23 protein-coding genes and 1 tRNA gene are annotated in these 21,305 nt (G+C 32.4%); 11 read left to right on the forward strand and 13 right to left on the reverse strand.

What is annotated here, in order from left to right:
* Positions 1 to 13: 13 nt before the first annotated feature.
* The 8 genes from SM9_RS10970 to SM9_RS11005 all read right to left on the reverse strand — a co-directional run bounded on the left by SM9_RS10970 (position 14) and on the right by SM9_RS11005 (position 9,610).
* Complete coding sequence (locus tag SM9_RS10970; protein WP_058740175.1) at positions 14 to 2,968, reverse strand: carboxypeptidase-like regulatory domain-containing protein; 2,955 nt, start codon at positions 2,966 to 2,968, stop codon at positions 14 to 16.
* Between the two features lie 158 nt (positions 2,969 to 3,126).
* Positions 3,127 to 4,488: an MFS transporter gene (locus tag SM9_RS10975; RefSeq protein WP_232299132.1), complete on the reverse strand. Its 1,362-nt coding sequence runs from the start codon at positions 4,486 to 4,488 to the stop codon at positions 3,127 to 3,129.
* Positions 4,489 to 4,560: 72 nt separating this feature from the next.
* Positions 4,561 to 5,466 carry a DNA glycosylase gene (locus tag SM9_RS10980; RefSeq protein WP_058740177.1) on the reverse strand — a complete coding sequence of 302 codons (906 nt, stop codon included), beginning with the start codon at positions 5,464 to 5,466 and terminating at the stop codon, positions 4,561 to 4,563.
* Complete coding sequence (gene hisF / locus SM9_RS10985) at positions 5,463 to 6,287, reverse strand: imidazole glycerol phosphate synthase subunit HisF (RefSeq protein ID WP_058740178.1); 825 nt, start codon at positions 6,285 to 6,287, stop codon at positions 5,463 to 5,465. Before hisF ends, SM9_RS10980 begins: the two co-directional genes overlap by 4 nt.
* A gap of 48 nt (positions 6,288 to 6,335) precedes the next feature.
* A complete protein-coding gene (locus tag SM9_RS10990) occupies positions 6,336 to 6,497 on the reverse strand; it encodes a preprotein translocase subunit Sec61beta (RefSeq protein WP_058740179.1) in 162 nt (53 codons plus the stop codon).
* Positions 6,498 to 6,591: 94 nt separating this feature from the next.
* Positions 6,592 to 7,059 (reverse strand): cyclic pyranopterin monophosphate synthase MoaC, encoded by a 468-nt coding sequence (gene moaC / locus SM9_RS10995; protein ID WP_058740180.1) that lies wholly within the window; start codon positions 7,057 to 7,059, stop codon positions 6,592 to 6,594.
* A 9-nt stretch (positions 7,060 to 7,068) separates the two neighbouring features.
* Positions 7,069 to 8,262 carry a tRNA pseudouridine(54/55) synthase Pus10 gene (locus SM9_RS11000; protein WP_058740181.1) on the reverse strand — a complete coding sequence of 398 codons (1,194 nt, stop codon included), beginning with the start codon at positions 8,260 to 8,262 and terminating at the stop codon, positions 7,069 to 7,071.
* A gap of 7 nt (positions 8,263 to 8,269) precedes the next feature.
* Entirely contained in the window at positions 8,270 to 9,610 is a 1,341-nt protein-coding gene (locus tag SM9_RS11005; RefSeq protein WP_058740182.1) for a signal recognition particle protein Srp54, read from the reverse strand.
* Positions 9,611 to 9,692: 82 nt separating this feature from the next.
* Here SM9_RS11005 and hpt point away from each other — a divergent pair, with 82 nt between their 5' ends.
* The 8 genes from hpt to SM9_RS11045 all read left to right on the forward strand — a co-directional run bounded on the left by hpt (position 9,693) and on the right by SM9_RS11045 (position 14,119).
* Positions 9,693 to 10,262 (forward strand): hypoxanthine/guanine phosphoribosyltransferase, encoded by a 570-nt coding sequence (gene hpt / locus SM9_RS11010; protein WP_058740183.1) that lies wholly within the window; start codon positions 9,693 to 9,695, stop codon positions 10,260 to 10,262.
* A 1-nt stretch (position 10,263) separates the two neighbouring features.
* Positions 10,264 to 11,262 (forward strand): diphthamide biosynthesis enzyme Dph2, encoded by a 999-nt coding sequence (gene dph2 / locus SM9_RS11015; protein WP_058740184.1) that lies wholly within the window; start codon positions 10,264 to 10,266, stop codon positions 11,260 to 11,262.
* Positions 11,263 to 11,338: 76 nt separating this feature from the next.
* Positions 11,339 to 11,908, forward strand: coding sequence for an exosome complex RNA-binding protein Csl4 (locus SM9_RS11020; protein WP_058740185.1), 570 nt, complete (start codon positions 11,339 to 11,341; stop codon positions 11,906 to 11,908).
* 15 nt (positions 11,909 to 11,923) lie between these two features.
* Positions 11,924 to 12,199 (forward strand): DNA-directed RNA polymerase subunit L, encoded by a 276-nt coding sequence (locus tag SM9_RS11025; protein ID WP_058740186.1) that lies wholly within the window; start codon positions 11,924 to 11,926, stop codon positions 12,197 to 12,199.
* Positions 12,200 to 12,232: 33 nt separating this feature from the next.
* Positions 12,233 to 12,649: an NUDIX domain-containing protein gene (locus SM9_RS11030; RefSeq protein WP_058740187.1), complete on the forward strand. Its 417-nt coding sequence runs from the start codon at positions 12,233 to 12,235 to the stop codon at positions 12,647 to 12,649.
* Positions 12,650 to 12,734: 85 nt separating this feature from the next.
* Positions 12,735 to 13,046 carry a transcription factor S gene (locus SM9_RS11035; protein WP_058740188.1) on the forward strand — a complete coding sequence of 104 codons (312 nt, stop codon included), beginning with the start codon at positions 12,735 to 12,737 and terminating at the stop codon, positions 13,044 to 13,046.
* Between the two features lie 11 nt (positions 13,047 to 13,057).
* Entirely contained in the window at positions 13,058 to 14,035 is a 978-nt protein-coding gene (locus SM9_RS11040) for a hypothetical protein (RefSeq protein ID WP_058740189.1), read from the forward strand.
* Positions 14,036 to 14,045: 10 nt separating this feature from the next.
* Positions 14,046 to 14,119: transfer RNA gene (locus tag SM9_RS11045), tRNA-Arg, on the forward strand.
* 17 nt (positions 14,120 to 14,136) lie between these two features.
* Here the strand turns inward: SM9_RS11045 and SM9_RS11050 are convergent.
* A complete protein-coding gene (locus tag SM9_RS11050) occupies positions 14,137 to 15,966 on the reverse strand; it encodes a helicase C-terminal domain-containing protein (RefSeq protein ID WP_058740190.1) in 1,830 nt (609 codons plus the stop codon).
* Positions 15,967 to 16,042: 76 nt separating this feature from the next.
* On the opposite strand from SM9_RS11050, the gene cobI reads away from it, so the two are divergent.
* Positions 16,043 to 16,744 carry a precorrin-2 C(20)-methyltransferase gene (gene cobI, locus SM9_RS11055; RefSeq protein ID WP_058740191.1) on the forward strand — a complete coding sequence of 234 codons (702 nt, stop codon included), beginning with the start codon at positions 16,043 to 16,045 and terminating at the stop codon, positions 16,742 to 16,744.
* Here cobI and SM9_RS11060 read toward each other — a convergent pair.
* Complete coding sequence (locus SM9_RS11060) at positions 16,741 to 17,511, reverse strand: V4R domain-containing protein (RefSeq protein ID WP_058740192.1); 771 nt, start codon at positions 17,509 to 17,511, stop codon at positions 16,741 to 16,743. The genes cobI and SM9_RS11060 overlap by 4 nt on opposite strands.
* 235 nt (positions 17,512 to 17,746) lie before the next feature.
* On the opposite strand from SM9_RS11060, the gene SM9_RS11065 reads away from it, so the two are divergent.
* On the forward strand, positions 17,747 to 18,973 hold the full coding sequence (locus tag SM9_RS11065; protein WP_058740193.1) for an FprA family A-type flavoprotein: 1,227 nt from the start codon (positions 17,747 to 17,749) through the stop codon (positions 18,971 to 18,973).
* Positions 18,974 to 18,997: 24 nt separating this feature from the next.
* Complete coding sequence (locus SM9_RS11070) at positions 18,998 to 19,411, forward strand: ferritin-like domain-containing protein (protein ID WP_058740194.1); 414 nt, start codon at positions 18,998 to 19,000, stop codon at positions 19,409 to 19,411.
* A gap of 70 nt (positions 19,412 to 19,481) precedes the next feature.
* Here the strand turns inward: SM9_RS11070 and SM9_RS11075 are convergent, their stop codons facing one another.
* From SM9_RS11075 to SM9_RS11085, 3 genes are all read right to left on the reverse strand, one after another.
* Positions 19,482 to 19,910, reverse strand: coding sequence for a hypothetical protein (locus tag SM9_RS11075; RefSeq protein WP_058740195.1), 429 nt, complete (start codon positions 19,908 to 19,910; stop codon positions 19,482 to 19,484).
* Between the two features lie 5 nt (positions 19,911 to 19,915).
* A complete protein-coding gene (locus SM9_RS11080; protein ID WP_058740196.1) occupies positions 19,916 to 20,386 on the reverse strand; it encodes a hypothetical protein in 471 nt (156 codons plus the stop codon).
* A gap of 525 nt (positions 20,387 to 20,911) precedes the next feature.
* Positions 20,912 to 21,184 carry a hypothetical protein gene (locus tag SM9_RS11085; RefSeq protein WP_058740197.1) on the reverse strand — a complete coding sequence of 91 codons (273 nt, stop codon included), beginning with the start codon at positions 21,182 to 21,184 and terminating at the stop codon, positions 20,912 to 20,914.
* Between the last annotated feature and the right edge of the window lie 121 nt (positions 21,185 to 21,305).

The following is a 21,305-nucleotide window of genomic DNA, read 5'->3' on the forward strand; positions in this document are numbered from 1 at the left end:
TTTAACGACTCCATTAACTTGAAATAGTAATTTTATTTGAAATATTTAAAGTATTATAACTTGAAGTAATGATATATTGACCAGGCATTAAATTAATGTTTAAACGGGCAATACCTTCATCGTCACTGATACGTGTGTAAAGTACACCATTAATATTTAAATTAACGTTAGCATTAGCTAATGCATCACCAGTGCCATCCAATACCTTAACTTCGAATTTAGATCCGTCACGATACTTCATAGATAAGTCTTTAGCTTCCAGGGTAGGCAATACATTAATGTAATTAGAAGCCTTTACCCCATTATACTCTGCAGTTATAACATAATTTCCAGGAGCAAGGTTAATATTTAACTTAACATGACCTGAAGCATTGGAATAACGTGTATAAAATACTCCATTAATATTGAATGTTGCACTTACATTAGCACCTACAGGATTACCTTCATTATCCAAAAGCCTGATGGAATACTGTGAATCATTTTTATAGTATTTAACCAAATCATCATTTTCAGAGATTGGAGATAAAACTGTGATAACATTGGAATACATTTCATTAGTTTTAGGATTGGTTGCTGTGATTATGTAATCACCCGGATTTAAATTAATATTCAAACGAGCAACACCTGAAGCATTTGTATTACGAGTATACATTACCCCGTTAATGTTGAAAGTCACTGCAGTATTATTAGGCAAAGTCTTACCATTAGAATCCATGAATTTAGCATAGTACTGAGTTCCATTGCGGAACATCTTTTCAATATCAGATCCTTCGACAGTACTTTTAATTTTAACCGTAGAATAGGCTTTGGAAGAATTGAATTCTGTAGTTACATCATAATCTCCACCAGACAATCCCAATGCTATTGAAGTAACTCCTTTACTATCAGTGACTCTTGTATACTCAACGTCATTAATATTTATTTTAACGGTAGCATTAGCTATCGGTGAAGCAGTATTATCTGTTAATGTAATAATGAAACGTTCAGAACCTTTATAATATTTTTCCACATCCGGTGCAGTGATTACAGGATAATGTTCATCAACCTGAAGTAAAATAACAGATTCGGAATAACTATAAATAGAATCTCCCGAATATTTTAAATTAATCAAATAATAATCCGGAATTAATTTATCAACTATGACACTTGCAACACCATTTTTAACATCTGCAACATACTCTGTACCATTTAAATCAAAATATATTTTACCCTTTGCATCAGAAGGATAAATAGTTGCAGATAAATTAAAAGCATTGATTCCTATGATTGGTACGTTATGTGGAAACATCATAGTATCAATTTTATTAACATTAAAACTATATGAATCTCCTCCACCACAATCAGGATAATCGTTGAAAATCACATAACCTGAATAAACACCAACATTTAAATTAGGAATGGTTAAATTTGCACTATTATTAACAATCTTTGCGGAATATTTCTTATTATTCAATGTAATATTGAGAATTTTGCCATCAAATGTTTGATTAAGACCATATATGTCAAAAAACATGTTTAAAGTATCACCATAAACAATATCAGAAACATCTATATATACATCAACCAATTCCTGAATACAGAAATCATCACAAGTAGTTTGATTGTCTATAGTAACTGAATCCTCCCCATAAACTGCAATAGTGTTACTTCCATCAACCGCATTATTATTTTTAAAAGTAGAATTCACAATATTTAATTTTTCATCAACATACAATGCTCCACCACTAATTTTTGCGTTGTTATTTAATAATGTGGAATTAATAATCTCTCCATCTTCAATAAATATAGCACCACCTTTTTCAGCAATATTTTGAGTAAATGTAGAGTTTGCAATAAATGCATAAAATTCACTGTAAATAGCACCACCAATTTTATTTGCAGAATTATTTGAACAAATAGAATTATAAAAATTTAATTCCCCTTCAACTAAAATTGCACCACCAGCATTAGCGGTATTATTTGAAAAAGAGGAATCGAATACATCCAAAACGATATAATCATCGATAAATATAGCACCACCAGCATCAGCATTATTACTTATGAATTCAGAATCATGTATTTCAGCATCTCCGCCTGCAAAATAAATGGAACCACCACTTTCATTAGCAAAATTAGTATCGAATGAACATTCGGATACATTTAAACCACTGGCATCACTAAATATAGCACCACCATCAGTAGCTTGATTGTTAGTGAAATGAATATTTTTTAATGTACCGAAAAGTCCATCCCAATAAATTGCACCTCCTTCATCAGCAGCATTGTTATTGAAAGTAGTATTTTCAATCAAACCTTCTTTTCCTACCCATATTATTGAACCACCAGTTTCAGCGGAATTATCTGCAAAATAACAGCCAGAGATATATCCATAATTAGCCTTCCAATATATCGTACTTCCAGAATCCGCACTATTATTTAAAAAAGTGGAATCGTACAAATGACCTTCATTACCTAACCAGTCAATAACCTCACCGTCAAAAACATTATTGTTTTCAAAAATACAGTTTTGAATTGTACCATTGTTTCCGCCCCATAGAATTACACTATGATAATTGTCCAAAGTCCAATTAACAAATTTAATATTTTTCAAAACAACATTATTTCCATAAGCAACAAATGCATTAGACATGTTAGATCCATTTCCATCAAAGAAATGTCCATGCCCATCTATAGTCACATTATCAAAAACATATATTCCATAAGTTTCATTAGTCTGTGAACAATAATAATCCTTGTTTAAATTAATTACATCTCCCGGTTTTGCATTTTCAATTATTTTTTCAAGTTCATCCAATGTATTTCCACCATTAAGAGAACTTTCTAATTTATCAGATTCATCAGCGACATTAACACTAATTTCATCATGATTTAAAGTGTTATTTTTATCATTATCCAAAGCTGACACACATGTCATAGAGCATAATAATGATAGCGCTAAAAACACGATTAAAACATGTTTTATTTTCATTAATTGACCTCCAATATTTTAAAATTTTATACATATAAAAATATATAACAATAATTATAAATGTTTTACCAAAACTCAGTTTATTTATTATAATTGTTCAAAAAGATACATATGACATTTTAATATATAACAAATATCTAATTTTAAAAAAAATGAGATTAATTAGTTGATTTTATACCAACTAATGAAGCAAAAACTGATGCAATGCATAGAACCACACAAATCAGGCATGTTATTTGACAACTGCTTATCAGTAATGGATAATACTGTTCAATAATAGGAACATTTCCCATTACAAAAGCAAATACCAATGTCAATATTCCCATACTCATTGCCTGGCCAACAGTACGCATCGTTGCAACAGCAGCTGAAGCAACGGATGTATCTTTAGGAGGAACCGAACCCATTATCACATTCGTATTTGGTGGTGAAAAAAGTCCAAATCCAATACCATAAATTATCATAGATAATATTAAAAACTCAAGAGGAGATTGACCGTTTAAAGATGAGAATAAAAATAATGAAATCGTTCCCAATGCCATTCCAATAGCTGCCAGAATTTGTGGAACATACTTATCAGATAATCTTCCGGCTATTGGCGCAAGCACCACCTGACATAGCGGTGCAACAAGCAGTATTAAACCTGCAGTCTGTGAATCAAATCCCTTAATATACTGCAAATGATAATTTAGTATTGTCGTTACTGCATATGTTGCCAAGTAGGCACACAGTGATGCGAAATTGGCGGATAAAAACTTGTGATTTTTGAAAAAATTAATGTTAAATACCGGATATGACTGTCTTAGCTCAATTAATCCAAATATTATTAAGATCAGGATTCCTAAAATAGTCAATACAATTCCCAATTGAGTATTCAGTATAGTGAACCCATACATGAAAAGAACCATACCTATTCCATATGTTAATGAACCTTTAATATCCAGTGGAATGCCTTTAAATGAAATCCATTCCTCATCAATTTTGGTTAAAAGTAAAGCCAATATTACAAATAAGAATGGTACTCCAAACAATACTACAGATCTCCATCCAAGATTGTAATTTAATATTCCACCAAGAACAGGAGATAATGACAGCCCAACATAAACACCAGTGATGTTAATGCCTAATGCCTTACCTCTTTCTTCAGGAGGAAATGCAGATACAATCATTGCCATTGAAGTAACATTAATAAAAGCAAGTGAAATTCCTAAAATAAACCTACAAGCAAGGAATTGTTCCTGTGTTGTTACAAGCACATTAACAATTGAAATTATAATAAATAAAATAATACTCATATTTGTGACTTTTTTAAGGCCAAATTTAGCAGAAATTTGGCCTGCTGGAACCGACAGAACTGCCACAACCAATAAAAATATAATAGTAACCCAATTTTGAATAATATTGCTCATTCCATACTCACTGGCAATACTTGGAATTACAATAGTCACTGCATTGACTGCAAAAACTGTGAAAAATGACAATACTGTACAAATCAATAAAAGAAGATTTTTTGACTCCATTATTATATAAAAAAGAAATGATTATATATAAATATTTCTATATCTATTTAAAGATTAAATGATTATTATGCTTTATTTTTTAAGTTTATCCATTAATCCACTCATTCTGGCATAATGGAACATGTACAATTGGACATATCCAGCATAGTCTCCGAATTCATCCATTCCAAATTCACGTACTTTTTCTACTTTAATGTCCTTTCCATCAAAATACAAATAAGATACAATTCTTTTAATCCATACATCACTTGGAAAAGCCTGCCTAAATCCAAATCCATAAAGTAAAATACAATCTGCAACTTTTGGACCTACACCAGGAACTTCCAAAATTGTTTCAAATGCTTCATCATAGGACATCTTATAAATATCTGAAAGGTCTATTTCAAGTGTAAAAATATCACTAGCCTTTCTCATATATGGTGCCCTATAACCGACACCACAAGATTTTAAATTATTATTTTTAATATTTCCTTCATTTAAAAGCTCTTCATCATCATCCAAATATAATTCCTTAAAATTACTTGGATTTGGAAAAGAATAATAATCATTGAAATTTCGACCCCATTTTAATTTCATATCGTCAATAGACTTTGTCCAACGTTTGATTGAATTGTTGGCCGAACAGATTGATGAAATTATACATTCAAAAGGATCTTTAGCCTGAAACAATCTTAATCCATTGCAGAATTTAGACATGTCTTTAAGCTCATCATAGCTATCGAGATATTTATAAAACTTATCCAAATCAAAGTCCAAATCATAAATTTTTTTAACATTTTCAATAGCTGTCTTTTCAGATACATTTCCAGTGTAAGTAAAATCCACGTATTCATCAGTTTGTTTTACATTAAAAATAGAAGGCTCACCATCAATACAGACTAAATCACTATAAGAATCATCAATGTATTTCCATGGAGGCTGTGAAGTCTGACCGGAAACCTGAGTCAGTTCCAAATCAATAGGGGCTTTTATAATCATAATCTAACAGCCACATTATTTTCTTTCAAGTATTCTTTTACCTCACCAATTGAATATTGATTGAAGTGAAAAATACTTGCTGCAAGAGCTGCACTTACATCTGTCTTTTCGAAAACATCTAAAATATCTTTAGGCTCACCAACACCACCACTGGCAATGACAGGAATATCAACTGCATCATTGATTGCCTTATTTAATTCAATGTCATATCCGGCCTGAGTTCCATCCCCATCCATACTGGTTAAAAGGATTTCACCTGCACCGCGATCCTGACACTCACATGCCCAAGCTATTGCATCCATTCCAGTGAATTCACGTCCGCCATAGATGCTGCAGTCAAACCAGCAATATCCTTTATCGGTTTCAATAACTATTTTATCCTTTGCGTCATCAGGATGTGAAACATATCTTCTTTTTGCATCGATTCCAATGACAACAGCCTGGGAACCGACAACCTTAGAAGCTTCAGTCAGTAAACTAGGATTTTTAATAGCTGCCGTATTAGTTGAGCATTTATCAGCTCCAGCCTTTAACATCTTAATATAATCGTCAACTTTTCTTATTCCCCCACCTACACAGATTGGCATGAACACATTTTCAGTTAATCTGTCAATTACATCTGCCATGGTAGCACGTCTTTCATGTGAAGCTGTAATATCCAAAACAACAACTTCATCAGCACCTTCCTCATAATAACGAGTTGCAAGTTCAACAGGATTACCTGCATATTTTATTTCTTTAAATTCAACACCTTTTACAACACGTCCTTCAGGAACCTGTAAATCACAATCTAAACAAGGAATAATTCTTTTAGTTAACATAATATCAAATATAAAAAAAGTAGTAATTGTTTTAAAAAAACAATAATATTAAGCTGAATATCTTAAAACAAAACAAAATATAGCTAAAATAACAGTTAAAACTACAACATGTTCAGGAGAAAGTTTTGGACCAACACTTTCTTCATCAAAGTACCTTACCAAACCTGCACCGGTTTGAGGCATGCTAATCTTATTATCTTTTTTTGCCATAATATCTCCTTTTTAATTAATTTATAAAAATAACTGATATTAACTATTTTTTTCATAGTATATAATATTTGTCAATTATAAAAATTTGAAAAAATTAGATTTTTTCTTTTTTAAGAACCTTGATTTCACTTATTTTTGTATCAGGATACTGGCCATCCTCATCCTTTTCAACAGCCTTAACCATGTCCCATATTGTTAATAAAGATACACTAACACCAGTGATAGCTTCCATTTCCACACCGGTTTTTCCTAAAGTATTAACAGCACAGGTACATGTAATAAATGTAGGATTAACATCAAAATCAATTTCAATTCCAGTTAGGCTTAACGGATGGCATAACGGGATTATTGATGAAGTGTTTTTAACTGCCTGTATTCCTGCAATCTGAGCAGTTGTCAAAACATTACCTTTCTTTATTTCTTCAGCCTGAATCATTTTGATTGTACTTTCATCAAGAAATATTTTTCCAGAAGCAATAGCCCTTCTTTTTTGATCTGGCTTTGCACCTACTTCAACCATGTGTACTCCACTGTCTGTTAAATGTGTAAATTCCTCACCCATATTATCGCCTTATTTTTCACTTACTTCAATTACATCCAATTGCTTGCAAAATGCCTTAATGCCTAACTTGTCTGCTACATTAGGCTGTGATCTTCCTTCATCACCTGAAATTAATTCTTTAATGTACAATCCACCCTCAGTCTTAATTGTCATTTCAAAATGAGTATCATCAATTACTTCACATGACAAATCCAAAACATGCTTGATACGTACCTTATCTGCACGTCTGTGGGAAACCCTTATTGGAGTTTGCTGATGAATTTCATCCAATTGGGACAAAATAGCCAAATCTCCTTTATTATACGGAGATTCACACTCAACCAATGCCTTATAAACTTTATATGCATCAGGAGATGATACCTTAATTTCAGCTTTTCTATTCCTATGAGTAAATTTTAGATTATGATATTGAGTTTTACCCTCGTTAATTTCATTAATTTCAGCTTCGAGTTTAGGCAAATCTATTTTTCTTATTTTAGGCTCTTTTATTTCAAGAACAAAGGGTCTTCCCGAACCCAGCATCAACACATCAATATCTTCTCTTCCTGCACCATGGAATTTGGCTTCATATCCATTAGTAGCCTTTAAAATATGCTCGGAAATTAACTCTTCTACTGAACATGGATATTGCTTACCTGTAAAATTACATTCCTCACAGCCCCTACCTTTGCATTTTCCGCAAGGCCATTTTGTTTGAGGAATTCCACGAATCAACTTATTGTATTTGCCTTCGATGAAAAGAGGGTTTATTTGAATACGAACCTTAGGTTCCTTGATTAAGTTAACATTTACAATAATGTCCTGCTTTTCAAAATTAACTTCTTTTTTAAGTTCCTGTTCTAGCCTTTTACCAATTATTCTGTTGATTTCCTTTTTGATTGGCTCAACATCCAAATTCATCTCTTCTATGAACTTTTCATCACGTTTTTTAAGTTCCTTATCTATGCGTGATCCGACAATGAATGAATCAAATTGAACTTTTAGGAAATCCATCTTATCATAAATCTTATCAAACAATTCATCATCGATTTTATTGAAAATATTAGCACAGATAATGCATTCATCCTCATTTAATTCCAAATCCAATGATTCTGCTCTTGAAACATTATCTTCACCATCAATTGTCTTTGAAAGCATACGTCCAAGGCAATGCTTACATATCTTGGCATCTGTTTTTTCTAAAATTTCTTCAACTAGCTGCATATTAATCTTATTTCATGAATTGACCCATCATACGGTTCATTGCACCGCCACCTAAACGACCACCACGTTTTCCAATTCCTTTCATGGTCTTTTTAGTGTTATTGTAATATTTCAATAGGTCTTTAACTTCAGATTCTTCAACACCTGCTCCACGAGCAATTCTTTGAACTCTGGACTGTTTGATGATTTTAGGATTTTCCATTTCTTCCTGGGTCATTGATGACATCATGATTTTGTATAATTCTATTTTATCTTCAGTCATCTTTGATGCTTCCTTAGAAATCTTATTGCCCATACCCGGAATCATGTTCAATACCTGTTGCATGGGACCCATCTTATTCATCATTTCAAACTGGTTTTTCATATCAACAAGAGTGAATTTACCTTTCAGCATGTTGTTCATGGTTTTTTCTGCAATGTCCTCATCGATATTTTCTTCAGCCTTTTCAATTAGACTTTTGATATCTCCCATTCCAAGCAGTCTGGAGATAAACCTTTCTGGGTCAAATAATTCAAAGTCATCAATTCTCTCACCGGTACCTATGAATTTAATTGGAGCTCCGGTTTCAGCGACAGCAGACATTGCACCCCCACCTTTTGCCGAACCGTCCAATTTTGTAATGATTATTGATCCTATGTCAGTTGCTTGTGAAAATGCTCTTGCTTGTTCACCAGCTTGCTGACCAATAGTACCATCAATAACAAGGATAGCTTCAGTAGGGTTGATTATATCATCCAATTGATCCATTTCTGCAATCAAATCAGATTCCTCTTTGTGTCTACCTGCAGTATCGAAAATAATGACTTTACGATTTTTAAATTCTTTTAAACCTTTTTCAGCCAAATCAAGAGCATCCTTATTATTAGGATCACCGTAAAGCGGTACATCCATCTCTTCTGTTAACTGCCTTAATTGTTCATAAGCAGCAGGTCTCCATGTGTCCGTACATACGACAGCAGGATTGAAACCCTTTTTCTGCAAATATCTACATAATTTACCGATAGTGGTTGTTTTACCACTACCCTGAAGTCCCAAGAATAATATTTTATAAGGTCTTTCGTTAATATCCAAACCGGCAGCTTCACTGCCCAAAAGATTTACCATTTCTTCATAGATGATTGTTATAACATGTTCTCTTGGAGTGATTCCTTTTGGAGGTTCTTCCTCAAGAGCCCTTTCTTCAATTTTTTTAGATAAATCTAATACTAAAGCGATATTAACATCAGATTGAATTAATGCACGTTGAATATCTTTAACAACTTCTTTTATTGTTTTTTTATCAATAACGGACATTCCCACTAATTTTTTCATTGTATTAGTGAGATTTTCACCTAAATTTCCAAGCATATTATCACTTTTAAATAAATTTATTAATTATATTAAGATATATTTATATTTATATTAAGTTTTAAAATTTTTGTGTGAGACTATGTTAGAAGAAGTAAAAAAATCATTGGAGTCTTCCCCTATTGTAAAAAAAGGAGATTATAACTATTTTGTTAATCCCATAAGTGACGGTGTTCCAGCAATGGACCCGAAAATGTTAAGAGAATTATCTTTAGTAGTTCACAAACATGCGGACTTGGATATTGATAAAATTGTTGCTGTTGAAGCAATGGGAATACATTTGGCAACTGCACTGTCCCTTGCAACAGATATTCCATTTGTTGTAATCCGTAAAAGGCAATACGGTCTTGAAGGAGAAAAGCAGGTATATCAAAAAACAGGATACGGTTCATCAAACCTTTATATCAATGACTTGCATCCTGGCGAAAAAATTCTGCTTATCGATGATGTAGTAAGTACCGGCGGAACATTGATTGCCCTTATCAAAACTTTAGAGGACTTAGGTTTGGAAATTAAATCAACAGTAGCCGTTATCGAAAAAGGAGAAGGAAAGGAAATTGTTGAAAAGGAAACCGGTGTGGAAGTGCTTTCCATAATAAAACTTGATGTCATTGATGGAAAAGTAGTTATCGAAAAAACAATTGAAGATTAAAATGTCACTATACAATATGGATTTAGATAAGGTAATCCGTAAAATCAATTCCAAAAATGTTAGAAATGTAGGCCTTCAGTTTCCGGAAGGCCTTAAAATGCAGGCTGTCAGTATTGCACGTGAAATCGAAGAGGAATGTGATGTTAATGTAATCATATCCGGTGATCCCTGCTTTGGAGCATGTGATGTAAGCGACTATAAGATGAAGGATTCAGTTGATTTGATAGTTCATTTTGGCCATACCCCACTGCCCATCAGATATGAAGTGCCGACAGTGTTTATAGAGGCATTTTCCAATATTGATGTTAAAAAAGATTTAAAGAAATGCCTTGAAAGCCTAAAGGACTATTCAAGAATAGCTTTGGTTACAACAACACAACACCTGCATTTATTAAATGAAATGAAAGACTTTCTAGAGGACAACGGCAAGGAAGTTGTTCTTGGATCTTCTAAAAGCACAAGAAAAGGGCAGGTACTGGGATGCAATTTTTCATCAATAAAAAATTTGGATGCTGATGTTTTCTTATTCATCGGAAGCGGAAACTTCCACCCTCTTGGAATATATTTATTTACAAAATCTCCCGTCTATGCCCTTGACCCGTACAACAATGAATTAAGGGAAATGACTGATTATGCCGATAGAATTTTAAGAATACGCTTTGCAAGAATTACAAAGGCACGTGAAGCCAAAAAATGGGGAATAATTGTATCCTCAAAAGAAGGCCAATACAGGCTTGAACTTGCAAAGCAAATCAAGAAGCTCCTGAAAGATAGTGGAATGGAGGGATTTGTAATAATGGTAGATAATGTAAATCCTGATGTGCTATTACCATATTTCGATTTGGATGCATTTGTAGTTACTGCATGTCCAAGAATAGCTATTGACGATTCTCAAATGTATAAAAAACCATTAATTACTCCACAGGAACTTGAAATAGTGCTGAACAAAAGAGAATGGGAAAACTATCAATTGGATGAAATACTTTTTAGAAGACGATGATGCACTAAAAATTTAAATATAAACAATTAATAAAGATATTATATTAATGAAATTTTTCTTACTTTGGTGATTTAATATGGGCGAAAACGAAGAGAAAATTGTAATGCCAGGAGATAAATTAGGAATAATTGAACAGTATGTACCTGGAGAAGGTACTTATGATGACGATGGAGAAATTAAATCATCAGTACTAGGAAATGTTAAAATTAACCAAAAAAAGAGAATTATCTCAGTTGACTCAAAATTTGGAAAACCTGCTCTTTTGAAAAAAGGTGATATTGTATATGGCCAAATTACTGACATTAAACCGCAAAGGGCAAATATCAATATTGAATGTATCAAAGACAATCCTAGACCTTTAGCATTGCCATATATGGGAGCAATCCATATTTCCCAAGCTAAAAAGGATTATTTAGAAAAATTAGGGGATGCATTTAGAATAGGCGATATAGTCCAAGCTAAAGTAGTTAAAATAACTGGAGATAATGTTGATTTAAGTACTGTAGATAAAGATTGTGGTGTCCTAAAAGCGATGTGTACTCGATGCAGAGATTATATGCACACCACCAATAAAAAAGACGAAGTTCAATGTAACTCATGTAATAGAAAAGAAAAACGTAAAGTTTCAACAAACTATGTAAATTAAAATTAGGTAGATAATATGGATAATATTAAAATTCTTAATAAAACTGCTAATGAAATAGAATTTGAAATTGAAGACGAAAGTCATGGTGTATGCAATGCACTCAGACATATTTTAATGCAAGATGAAGATGTTGAATATGCAGTTTACAACATTGACCACCCACTTACTGGAAAACCAATAATGACCATTAAAACAAAAGAAGGAAATCCAAAAGATGCATTAAAAAGAGCTGCTGAACAACTTAAGGCAGATAGTGAATCATTCAAACAACTTATTGAAGAAAACTTATAACTTCAATATCTTTTACTTTTTTATGTGATTAATATGGGAAAATACCGAAATCCCAGCTTAACGACAGACATTTTTATTTTTGATGATGATTTAAATTTTATACTAATTAAACGTAAAAATGAACCATATAAAGACTACTGGGCACTGCCAGGTGGTTTTGTAGATTATGGGGAATGCGTTGAAGATGCGGCAATAAGAGAAGCTTTAGAAGAAACCAGCATTAATGTTGAACTAAAAGAACTTGTTGGAGTATATTCTGACCCTTCAAGAGATCCTCGAGGACATACTGTAAGCATAACCTACACTGCAAGAGGAAATATGAAAAAAATGAATGCTGCAGATGATGCATGTGACATAGGCCTTTTTAAACAGGAGGATTTGGAAAAAATAAACCTTGCTTTTGACCATGCAAAAATTATTAAGGATTGCCTAAAATCTATTATAATGTAAATATTAATATTAAAAAAAAGTATATATTTAAATAATTTAAAATAAAAATCTTAATTTGATATAAATAAAATAAGAGGTTGATAAAATGGAATTTTGCCCAGAATGTGGAGCAATGTTACTTCCTAACGATAATAAACTTAAATGCAGTTGCGGATATACAAAAGATTTATCTTCAGACAACAACGAATACTCCGTTTCACAAAAAGTGAAAGGTAAACAAGGTGTTGTTAATATGGGTGAAGTTGAAGATATGAGATCCCAAATAACAGAAGTATGTCCCGAATGTGGTCATGATAAAGCTTATTATGAATTAAAACAAACCAGAAGTGCTGATGAAGCACCTACAAGATTCTTTGAATGTGCTAAATGTGGACACAAATGGAGAGATTATGATTAAGAGGAAGCATTATGAAAGATTCTAAAGATAAAGAAAATAGAATTTCCAATCTGAAAAACATGTTTGATCATATGAACGATGATGAAACTGAAGAAAAAGCAGAGGAAAAAAAGGACGAATTAGATGACATTGAAGAAGATGAAGAGTTAATTAACTTCCTCAATGAAGGAATGGAAGAGTATGAACTTGATGATGAATATATCTACCGTCCAGGAAAAGATTCTATTGAAGCAGTTAATTTAGAAAATGATGCTGAAATCGATGAAAACTTCATTATTGAAACTGATATTAACGAAAAAATTGACAAGGAATCACAAGTAGTAAATAAAGCATCAGGATATGAAGATGCAATTAATGAAAATTTTGATAATATGGTTAACTTTAAAATAGGCGAAAAGCCAATTTTAGCCATAGTAAGTTTAATTTTAGGAATTATATTTATAATAGCTTCAGTTATAGTATTTAACTCCGGAACTGACAGAATTGTAGATAATGTAGTTTCCGGTGAAAATAACTTTTTAGTAGTTCTTTTAATAATTATTGGAGCATTGTTAATTATCTATGGATTATTTAAAATATTAAATGTTAAAAATCCATTTGATAGTATGTTTGATTCAATGAATGAGGATGAAGAACCAGATGAAAAATTGCAAAAAGCTGAAGAAAAACCAGAAGAGCCAACTATTCCTAAAAGTAATATTCCATTAGACAAAGAATCCTATAAAATTGGTGAATTTGATATGGATGAGCTTAAAAGTAGTCTCAAAAAATCTTTTTCTAAAACTGTCAACAAACCTGAAAAAACACACGAAGAAGTAGAAGAAGAAATTGATGTTGAAAATCTTCCTCCTGCACGTGAAAAAGACCCTGATGATAAAGGATTAATAAAAGAAGAAATTGAAGAAAGAGACTATGAGCAAGCACAGCTTGACGGCGAGTCCATTGATGAGATTTTTGCTGATGTTGAAGATTTGAAAGATGAAAAATAATTTTTTTATTGGGCCTGTGGTCTAGTCAGGAATGACACAGGACTTCGGATCCTGAAATCGGGGGTTCAAATCCCTCCAGGTCCGCTATTATTTTATTTAAACTATTTTTTAACCCTAACTAAAGCTTCCTTAAAAAAGTCTGGTACTAACGACCTGTAAATTGGGCTTTTAAGAACCATATTAATATCTGAATCTAAAATATAAGTGTAGCAATAGTCATCTTCTGCACGCATGCCCCTACCATAAGCCTGCATCAATGTCATGACAGTCTTATATGCATACCATTTCTGGTCTGTTTTTCTTCTCATGTTAATCTGTTTGTCTCCAAGATAAGGGAAAGGAATCTTATAGATTACCTGAAATCTGCACTTATCATAAGGCAAATCAACACCTTCACTCATTGACGGGGAAACAAGAACCAACGGATTTTCATCCTTTTCAAAATAATTCAATATTCTCTCACGATTATCAGAATTATGGGAAATCAATCTTGAGTTAATCAGATTATTATTGATGTAATGTTGGCACTTATAGCTGTTGGTATGAATCAGTCCCTTTTCGTCCTTATGCTTTTCAAGTATTTCCTTTAAGATAGGGATAGTTTTAGGAGCAGTCTTTTTAATCCTATTTTTGGACATTTTACCTGCAGGATTTAAAATTATAGGTCTTTTTTCTTTAGTGAATGGACTGTCAACCTTGATATGATATACTTCATCAGGGGATAGACCCAACCATTTAGCAAATAGATTACTGGACAGGATAGTTGCACTCATGAAAATTACAACATCCCCATATTTTAAAAGACTATCCTTTGCGTAATGATGAACCCTTAACGGCTTGAAAGAAACACCATTTTCATCACTGTCTATAACCCAATTTTTAGGTTCATTTTCAAGGTTTTTCTTAAGTGTCTTGAGTCTGGAAATTGTAGATCGAATCCTATCAGCCTTATTTTTAGATAAATCCTTAATTTCAATGTCTTCATATGATTCACTGATAGCTGAAATTTCTAAAAGCCAATCTTCAAGTTCACCGTCCTGAAGAGTCTCTTTGGATATGACTTTGCTTATATCTTTTTCCAAACGGTGATTATACAGGTTGACTTCCATTGTATTCATCAGTTTAGACTCGATATTGTGAGCTTCGTCTAAAATGAGAAGTGAACGGGTTCCAAAATGTTTTACATAGTTTAACTCTGCAATGGCATAGTCATAATTCATTAAAGTGATTGGTGAGTTGACAGCATTAGCCTTCTGCTGCCAGTAATGACAATGACCAGCTGACTGGTAAAATACAGCGCCACCAAATGAATCCTCAAATGCAAGTTCCGCATCCAAAGTCGGGTTTTTGGCAACACCGAATGCACAAAAGAAATTGCTTGAAGTAGGAGAGGTTTTACAGGCCCCCATATCACATGTAACATCAAGGCCATCATGCAAGCACGAAAAGTTAGACCTTCCCTTAACAAGAGGAAACTCAAATTCATTGCTGTACTGGGATTGAAGCTGTTTTGTCATGGTCAGAATATAAGCAGAACCATACATTTTTGCAAGCGTAGTTGCAATTGCAGATTTACCTGTACCTGTTCCAGCTTCCAAAATAATATACTTATAGCCTTGCTTAATTGCATCATCAATATCTTGAATAATCTCAAATTGACCAACCCTTGGCTCGTCAAACGGAAAGTTCTCAATTATCTCCTCATCAATATTGGGATATTGCTCCTTAAGTTCAAAAAATCTATTGACCTGCATCTTATGGTCTTCTATAGAATAGACTTCAGGAATCTCATCATCTAAAATAGAAGACGTTCTAGGTTGAGCGAAACTAAATAAATCTCTAGAAGGCTTTTTTTCACTAGATTTCTTATTACTACAAATACAATTGCTTTTAAGCATACCACAATTTGGACAAAACATAGAATTTGACATTAAAAATATATTAGTATAGCATGCTATAAATAAATTATATAAGAGCATTTGATAAGAAATATTTATAAGTGATAATATGGCTGAAAGAGGAAAATTATATGGAATTGGTGTTGGACCTGGAGATACTGAATTATTAACTTTAAAAGCTGTTAGAATATTGGAATCCGTACCGGTAGTTTTTTCACCAAAATCCTCAAAAGAAAAGGAAAGTATAGCACTTTCAATCGTCAAACCAGTGATTGAAGGTAGGGATGACTATAAAAAATTAATGCTAGTAGAACCAATATTTCCTATGATTGAAGACAAAGAAGAACTTGAAAAGGTCTGGACATCAGCTTCCGAGATGATTGCACAATATCTAGATACAGGACGCGATGTTGCATTCATAACCCTTGGTGACCCTTCAATTTTTAGTACTTACTCATATGTTCAAAAGAAACTGAAAGGAGCCTATGATATTGAAACCGTTCCTGGAATCACTTCATTTACAGCCTGTGCTGCTGCTCGTAATGAAGCATTGGTTGAACAAAATGATATTTTATCTGTTGTTCCTAAAATTGATGACAGATTAAATGATGTAATGGAATACAGCAATGCGATAGCTTTAATGAAAGCATCAAGAAACATGCGCAAACTGGAATTGAAAATTGAAAACAACAAACGCACTACAGACATATATTCCGTTCAAAACTGTACCCGAGAAAATGAAAAAATAATTGATGGCTTTTCAAAGGATAAACCTTATCTTACTACAACCATCATAAAACTGGATGATTAATTCGTATTGAGAGTTAATGGTTCAACTTCAAAAACACATTTGCCATCACCCATAGTATAACATTGAATTTCAATTACGCTTACAGGTGAATTGAAGTATTCAGAAAACAATGCTTCAAAGATACCAGTATCTAAAAAGCATGCAGGTTTTCCTGTTTTTGGCAACAGTTCACATTCAAAACAGTCTTTAGAAGTGATTTTTATTATATCACCTATTTCAAATGAGACCCTTCCCAAACCCTTGTTTTTCCAAAATTTAGCAATATTGTCCAAGAATATTTCCAGATTATCATCATATAATAAATCGAATAATGATTTGCCGATTTGATTACCCGTTGCCTGCAGGACAGGATCTATATTTATTCCCTCCTGGATAAGCATTGACCTTAAAGTATGGAATAATAAGACAGTGAAATCACCATCATCATTAATGATATTATTAATTAAGTAATCTTTTTGGGTTTCTTCAAGCTCTTTTTGTTCAGATAAGTTAACGGAACCCAAATATTTTGAATTAATGTAAAAAATCTTTTTTCTATTATCCTCAGGATGAATTTTATATGACACTATTCCCAATTCTCTTAAGCTTTTCAAGTGTACAGAAACAGTAGATTTGGATTTACCAGTATTTGAGACAATTTCATCAAATTCCATTTCACTATCCCTTAACATTTCCAAAATAGTGAGTTTTACTGGACTTTTAACTACATTAACACCTATATTGTTTTCAGAATTGGAGAATATTTGAATTGGTTTTTCATCACCCATTAATTTACACCTCTTAACTTTATTTTAAATTTTTAACTTAATATAATTAACTAAAATTATATTAAAAATTGAATAAATGCTATGATAAAAAATCAATAAATTTCTCAACTGTTCAATTAATCAAACGAACTATTCATTAAAACAAAATCTATATATAGTTAACATTTACATAGATATATTTAATCTATATGTTTATTCGTATGGATTGAAACAAAATTAATATGAGGAATATAATATGAAAGCTAACGCTCAAAAAATAGCCGAAGGAGTATACTGGATTGGTGTTCTTGACTGGGATTTAAGAAGCTACCACGGATACACCTTAGATGGAACCACTTACAATGCATACATTGTATTTGGAGAAGACAAAGCAGCAATCATTGATAATGCTTACCCTGGAAAAACCGCTGAAATGATGGCACGTATCGATGATGCATTCGCACAAGAAGGAAGAGATGTAAAAGTTGACTACATCATCCAAAACCACGTTGAAAAAGACCACTCCGGTGTTTTATATGACTTACACAAAAGATTCCCTGAAGCACCAATCTACTGTACAGAAATTGCAGTAAAAGGACTTTTAAAACACTACCCTAAATTAGAAGGTGCAGAATTCATTACTGTTGGAACCGGCGACACATTAGATGTTGGTGGAAGAACCTTAGCATTTTTAGATGCTTTCTTGCTCCACTGGCCGGACAGCATGTTTACCTTACTTGCTGATGACACTGGAATTTTATTCCCTAACGACGCATTCGGTCAACACTTATGTTACACCAAAAGATTCAGTGACGAAATCCCTGAATACGTATTAATGGATGCTGCTCAAAAATTCTACGCAAACTTAATTACCCCACTTTCAAAATTAGTACTTAAAAAATTAAATGAAGTTGTAGAATTAGGATTACTCGATCAAATCAAAGTAATTGCACCATCCCACGGTCAAATCTGGACTGACCCAATGCAAATTATCGGAGCATACCAAAACTGGGCAACTGGTGTATGTGAAGACAAAATCACAATCATCTACGATACAATGCACTACTCAACCCAAACCATGGCTCACGAAATCGCTGAAGGTGCAATTTCCGAAGGATACGATGTTGAAATCTTCTTCTTACACGAAGATGAAAGATCAGAAATCGTTAAAAGTATCTTAACCAGTAAAGGAGTTGCAATCGGTGACCCTACAATCAACGATGTACCATACCCAAGTATCGGAGACATCATGTACTACTTAAAAGGTCTCTTATTCAACAGAACCGGTATTGAAAGAAAAGCTGTTACCTTTGGTTCCATGGGTGGAAGAGGAGGAGCTCCTGCTAAACTCGCTGAAGAATTAGGTAACTGTGGATTTGATATTGTAGACACTCAAGAAATTTACTTCATCCCAACCGAAGATGAAAACGAAGCAAGCTACGAATTAGGTAAAAAATTAGCACAAGCTTGTAAAGAATTATAATTTAATTAATGGAGATGTATTATTATGGTAAAATACGAACATGAAATTGGTATTACAAAAGGAACTCCTGTAGAAAAATTTGTTGCAGGAAACTTTGAAGGAGAAACTAACGAAGTAGGTATCTACTTAGCAATGTCCAGACAAGCTTCCAGAGCAGGTTACGGAGAATTAGCTGAAGTATTCAAAAGATTAGCATGGGAAGAAGCTGAACATGCTGCAAGATTCTGTGAAATGAACGGAATTATTAAAGATGACCTCAAAGCAAACATTGAATGGATGATGGGCGGAGAAAAAATGGCTAACGCTGAAAAAAGAGAAGCTTCTGAAAAAGCTCAAGAAGCTGGAATCGAAACCGCTGCTGATTTCTTCAGAGAAAGTTCCAAAGACGAAGGTCGTCACTACAAAATCTTAGAAGGTATTTTAGAAAGATACTTCTAAATTGGAAGAATTTATTTTCTTTCAATTTTTCTTATTTTTTACACCAACAACCAAAGCCTTTAAAAAAATATTATTTCATCCCATTCAAACCTTTTAATTTCTTATTCTCTTCCAAAAGATGTTCAATCTGCAAATCCTTCTCATCCAACTGCTGACTCGTTTCATCCAACAGCTGATTTAGTTCTTTTATTTGTAATTCTGACCTTTCCTTATAGATCAATCCTTCATAATCATTACTGTATAACGATTTAGATATCATAATTAACATCTCCTTACAAAAATCCTCATCATCCCTAAAATGAAATTTAATCATACTTTTAAGAATCTGATGCAAATCCAACTCAACAGTAAAATCAATTTGCCCAATCTCAGCAAACAACAGTGACAATTTTTCCATGGTATCTTTTGCATGATTTTCATCTACAAATATTGCAATGTAAGCAAAATACATCAATTCATTTAAGGATAGTTTTTGGTTATTTTCTATTTTATCATTCAATATTTTTATTCTTTTTGAAATTTTTCAAAAGTTACTCTATTCACCCTCAATTTGAATGTCTGGTCATGGGACTCACAAAGAATGCTTTCTCCTCCCAAGTCCATATTCGTCATGACAACTGAATTGGATGGAATATTGTTTTGATGTATCAAACCGATTTTATAATCATATATTGCATCAATCTTATTTTCTATAGGATATGTTTGATGCTCAACATTAATCGTTGATGTACAAGTTATATTATCTTTTGGATCAATTAATTGAGCACAATCCATTTCCAAAGGCCTGTTAGTTGCAGTCAACATATTCAAATCCAATTTTCGTTTGTATTTACCTGGAAAATCAAATGCTTCATGGACAGCTTCAGGATATTCATTTACAAAAAACCTAAAACTATGATCACGAGGATTATGGTTAGGTTCCACCATCATCTTATCCACAAGTGTTTCCAGCTTAATCTTTCCATCATTTTTCATAATTTCATATCACCAGTCTGTTTTTTTAAACCTCGAGGAAAAAAATTAAATCATACATATGCAGTATTCTATTTATTAAATAAAATATATAAATTAAATATGTCAACAAAGAACAATTTAACCTTATTTTTAAATATAACCTATTAAAATCAATATTATAATAAAACAGTGAATTATAACCAACATAAAGTTAACTCAAAAAAAGAAACAAACTCCATAACGAACATACAGAACTACTAAAAGAAAAAATAAAATTAAAAAACATTAAAAATAAAAGACTACTACTTCAATGAAAGTCAAACCTCAAAGAAATTCTATCCTCACTCAAAAATATGAAAAAAAATAATAACAACATACAAAGAATTAAACCTAACTCGTAACCGTACAAAACTAAACACTTTCAACCATCAACATTTTTTAAATACATGCTAAAAAATTGTTAAATAAAAACCCAAAAAATAGTAAACACATACTCAAAAATTAAAAATAATCTTTAAGGATGAAAAAATAATTATTTTCATCCTTTTATTTGCTATTTAATCTTTTTAAGTTGTCAATTTCTTTCAAAAGATGCTCAATTTCTAAATCTTTATCACCCATTTGTTTTTCAGCAAATTCCCTATACTGTTCTAATTGCTTATCCTTATCACCCATTTGTTTTTCAGCAAATTCCATATATTTTTGCATTTGCTGGTCTTTTTGTTCCATTTTTAACTCTAATTCTTTCATTCTCAATTCTGCACTTTCTTTATAGGTTAATGCTTCATAATCTTTCTCATACAAAGGTCTGGTTAGCATGGTTAACATCTCCTTACATTAATCATCATTATCATTGGAATGGAATCTTATTTGATGTGATGAAGAATTATTTCAACACGAGACTTATATAGTTAATTTTTGTAAATAGTGTTGTTAATTC

The organism is Methanobrevibacter millerae (assembly GCF_001477655.1).
GTDB lineage: Archaea > Methanobacteriota > Methanobacteria > Methanobacteriales > Methanobacteriaceae > Methanocatella > Methanocatella millerae_A.

Excerpts from the sequence above, each read along its gene's own strand:
- SM9_RS11000 (WP_058740181.1), bottom strand. The coding sequence starts at position 8,262 with ATGCAGCTAGTTGAAGAAATTTTAGAAAAAACAGATGCCAAGATATGT.
- SM9_RS11025 (WP_058740186.1), top strand. The coding sequence starts at position 11,924 with ATGGATAATATTAAAATTCTTAATAAAACTGCTAATGAAATAGAATTT.
- SM9_RS11070 (WP_058740194.1), top strand. The coding sequence starts at position 18,998 with ATGGTAAAATACGAACATGAAATTGGTATTACAAAAGGAACTCCTGTA.
- SM9_RS11060 (WP_058740192.1), bottom strand. The coding sequence starts at position 17,511 with ATGGGTGATGAAAAACCAATTCAAATATTCTCCAATTCTGAAAACAAT.
- SM9_RS10980 (WP_058740177.1), bottom strand. The coding sequence starts at position 5,466 with ATGATTATAAAAGCCCCTATTGATTTGGAACTGACTCAGGTTTCCGGT.
- SM9_RS10975 (WP_232299132.1), bottom strand. The coding sequence starts at position 4,488 with ATGGAGTCAAAAAATCTTCTTTTATTGATTTGTACAGTATTGTCATTT.
- hisF (WP_058740178.1), bottom strand. The coding sequence starts at position 6,287 with ATGTTAACTAAAAGAATTATTCCTTGTTTAGATTGTGATTTACAGGTT.
- SM9_RS11020 (WP_058740185.1), top strand. The coding sequence starts at position 11,339 with ATGGGCGAAAACGAAGAGAAAATTGTAATGCCAGGAGATAAATTAGGA.
- SM9_RS11085 (WP_058740197.1), bottom strand. The coding sequence starts at position 21,184 with ATGCTAACCAGACCTTTGTATGAGAAAGATTATGAAGCATTAACCTAT.
- SM9_RS11035 (WP_058740188.1), top strand. The coding sequence starts at position 12,735 with ATGGAATTTTGCCCAGAATGTGGAGCAATGTTACTTCCTAACGATAAT.
- hpt (WP_058740183.1), top strand. The coding sequence starts at position 9,693 with ATGTTAGAAGAAGTAAAAAAATCATTGGAGTCTTCCCCTATTGTAAAA.
- SM9_RS11065 (WP_058740193.1), top strand. The coding sequence starts at position 17,747 with ATGAAAGCTAACGCTCAAAAAATAGCCGAAGGAGTATACTGGATTGGT.
- SM9_RS11030 (WP_058740187.1), top strand. The coding sequence starts at position 12,233 with ATGGGAAAATACCGAAATCCCAGCTTAACGACAGACATTTTTATTTTT.
- cobI (WP_058740191.1), top strand. The coding sequence starts at position 16,043 with ATGGCTGAAAGAGGAAAATTATATGGAATTGGTGTTGGACCTGGAGAT.
- SM9_RS11005 (WP_058740182.1), bottom strand. The coding sequence starts at position 9,610 with ATGCTTGGAAATTTAGGTGAAAATCTCACTAATACAATGAAAAAATTA.
- moaC (WP_058740180.1), bottom strand. The coding sequence starts at position 7,059 with ATGGGTGAGGAATTTACACATTTAACAGACAGTGGAGTACACATGGTT.
- SM9_RS11050 (WP_058740190.1), bottom strand. The coding sequence starts at position 15,966 with ATGTCAAATTCTATGTTTTGTCCAAATTGTGGTATGCTTAAAAGCAAT.
- SM9_RS10970 (WP_058740175.1), bottom strand. The coding sequence starts at position 2,968 with ATGAAAATAAAACATGTTTTAATCGTGTTTTTAGCGCTATCATTATTA.
- SM9_RS10990 (WP_058740179.1), bottom strand. The coding sequence starts at position 6,497 with ATGGCAAAAAAAGATAATAAGATTAGCATGCCTCAAACCGGTGCAGGT.
- SM9_RS11040 (WP_058740189.1), top strand. The coding sequence starts at position 13,058 with ATGAAAGATTCTAAAGATAAAGAAAATAGAATTTCCAATCTGAAAAAC.
- SM9_RS11080 (WP_058740196.1), bottom strand. The coding sequence starts at position 20,386 with ATGAAAAATGATGGAAAGATTAAGCTGGAAACACTTGTGGATAAGATG.
- dph2 (WP_058740184.1), top strand. The coding sequence starts at position 10,264 with ATGTCACTATACAATATGGATTTAGATAAGGTAATCCGTAAAATCAAT.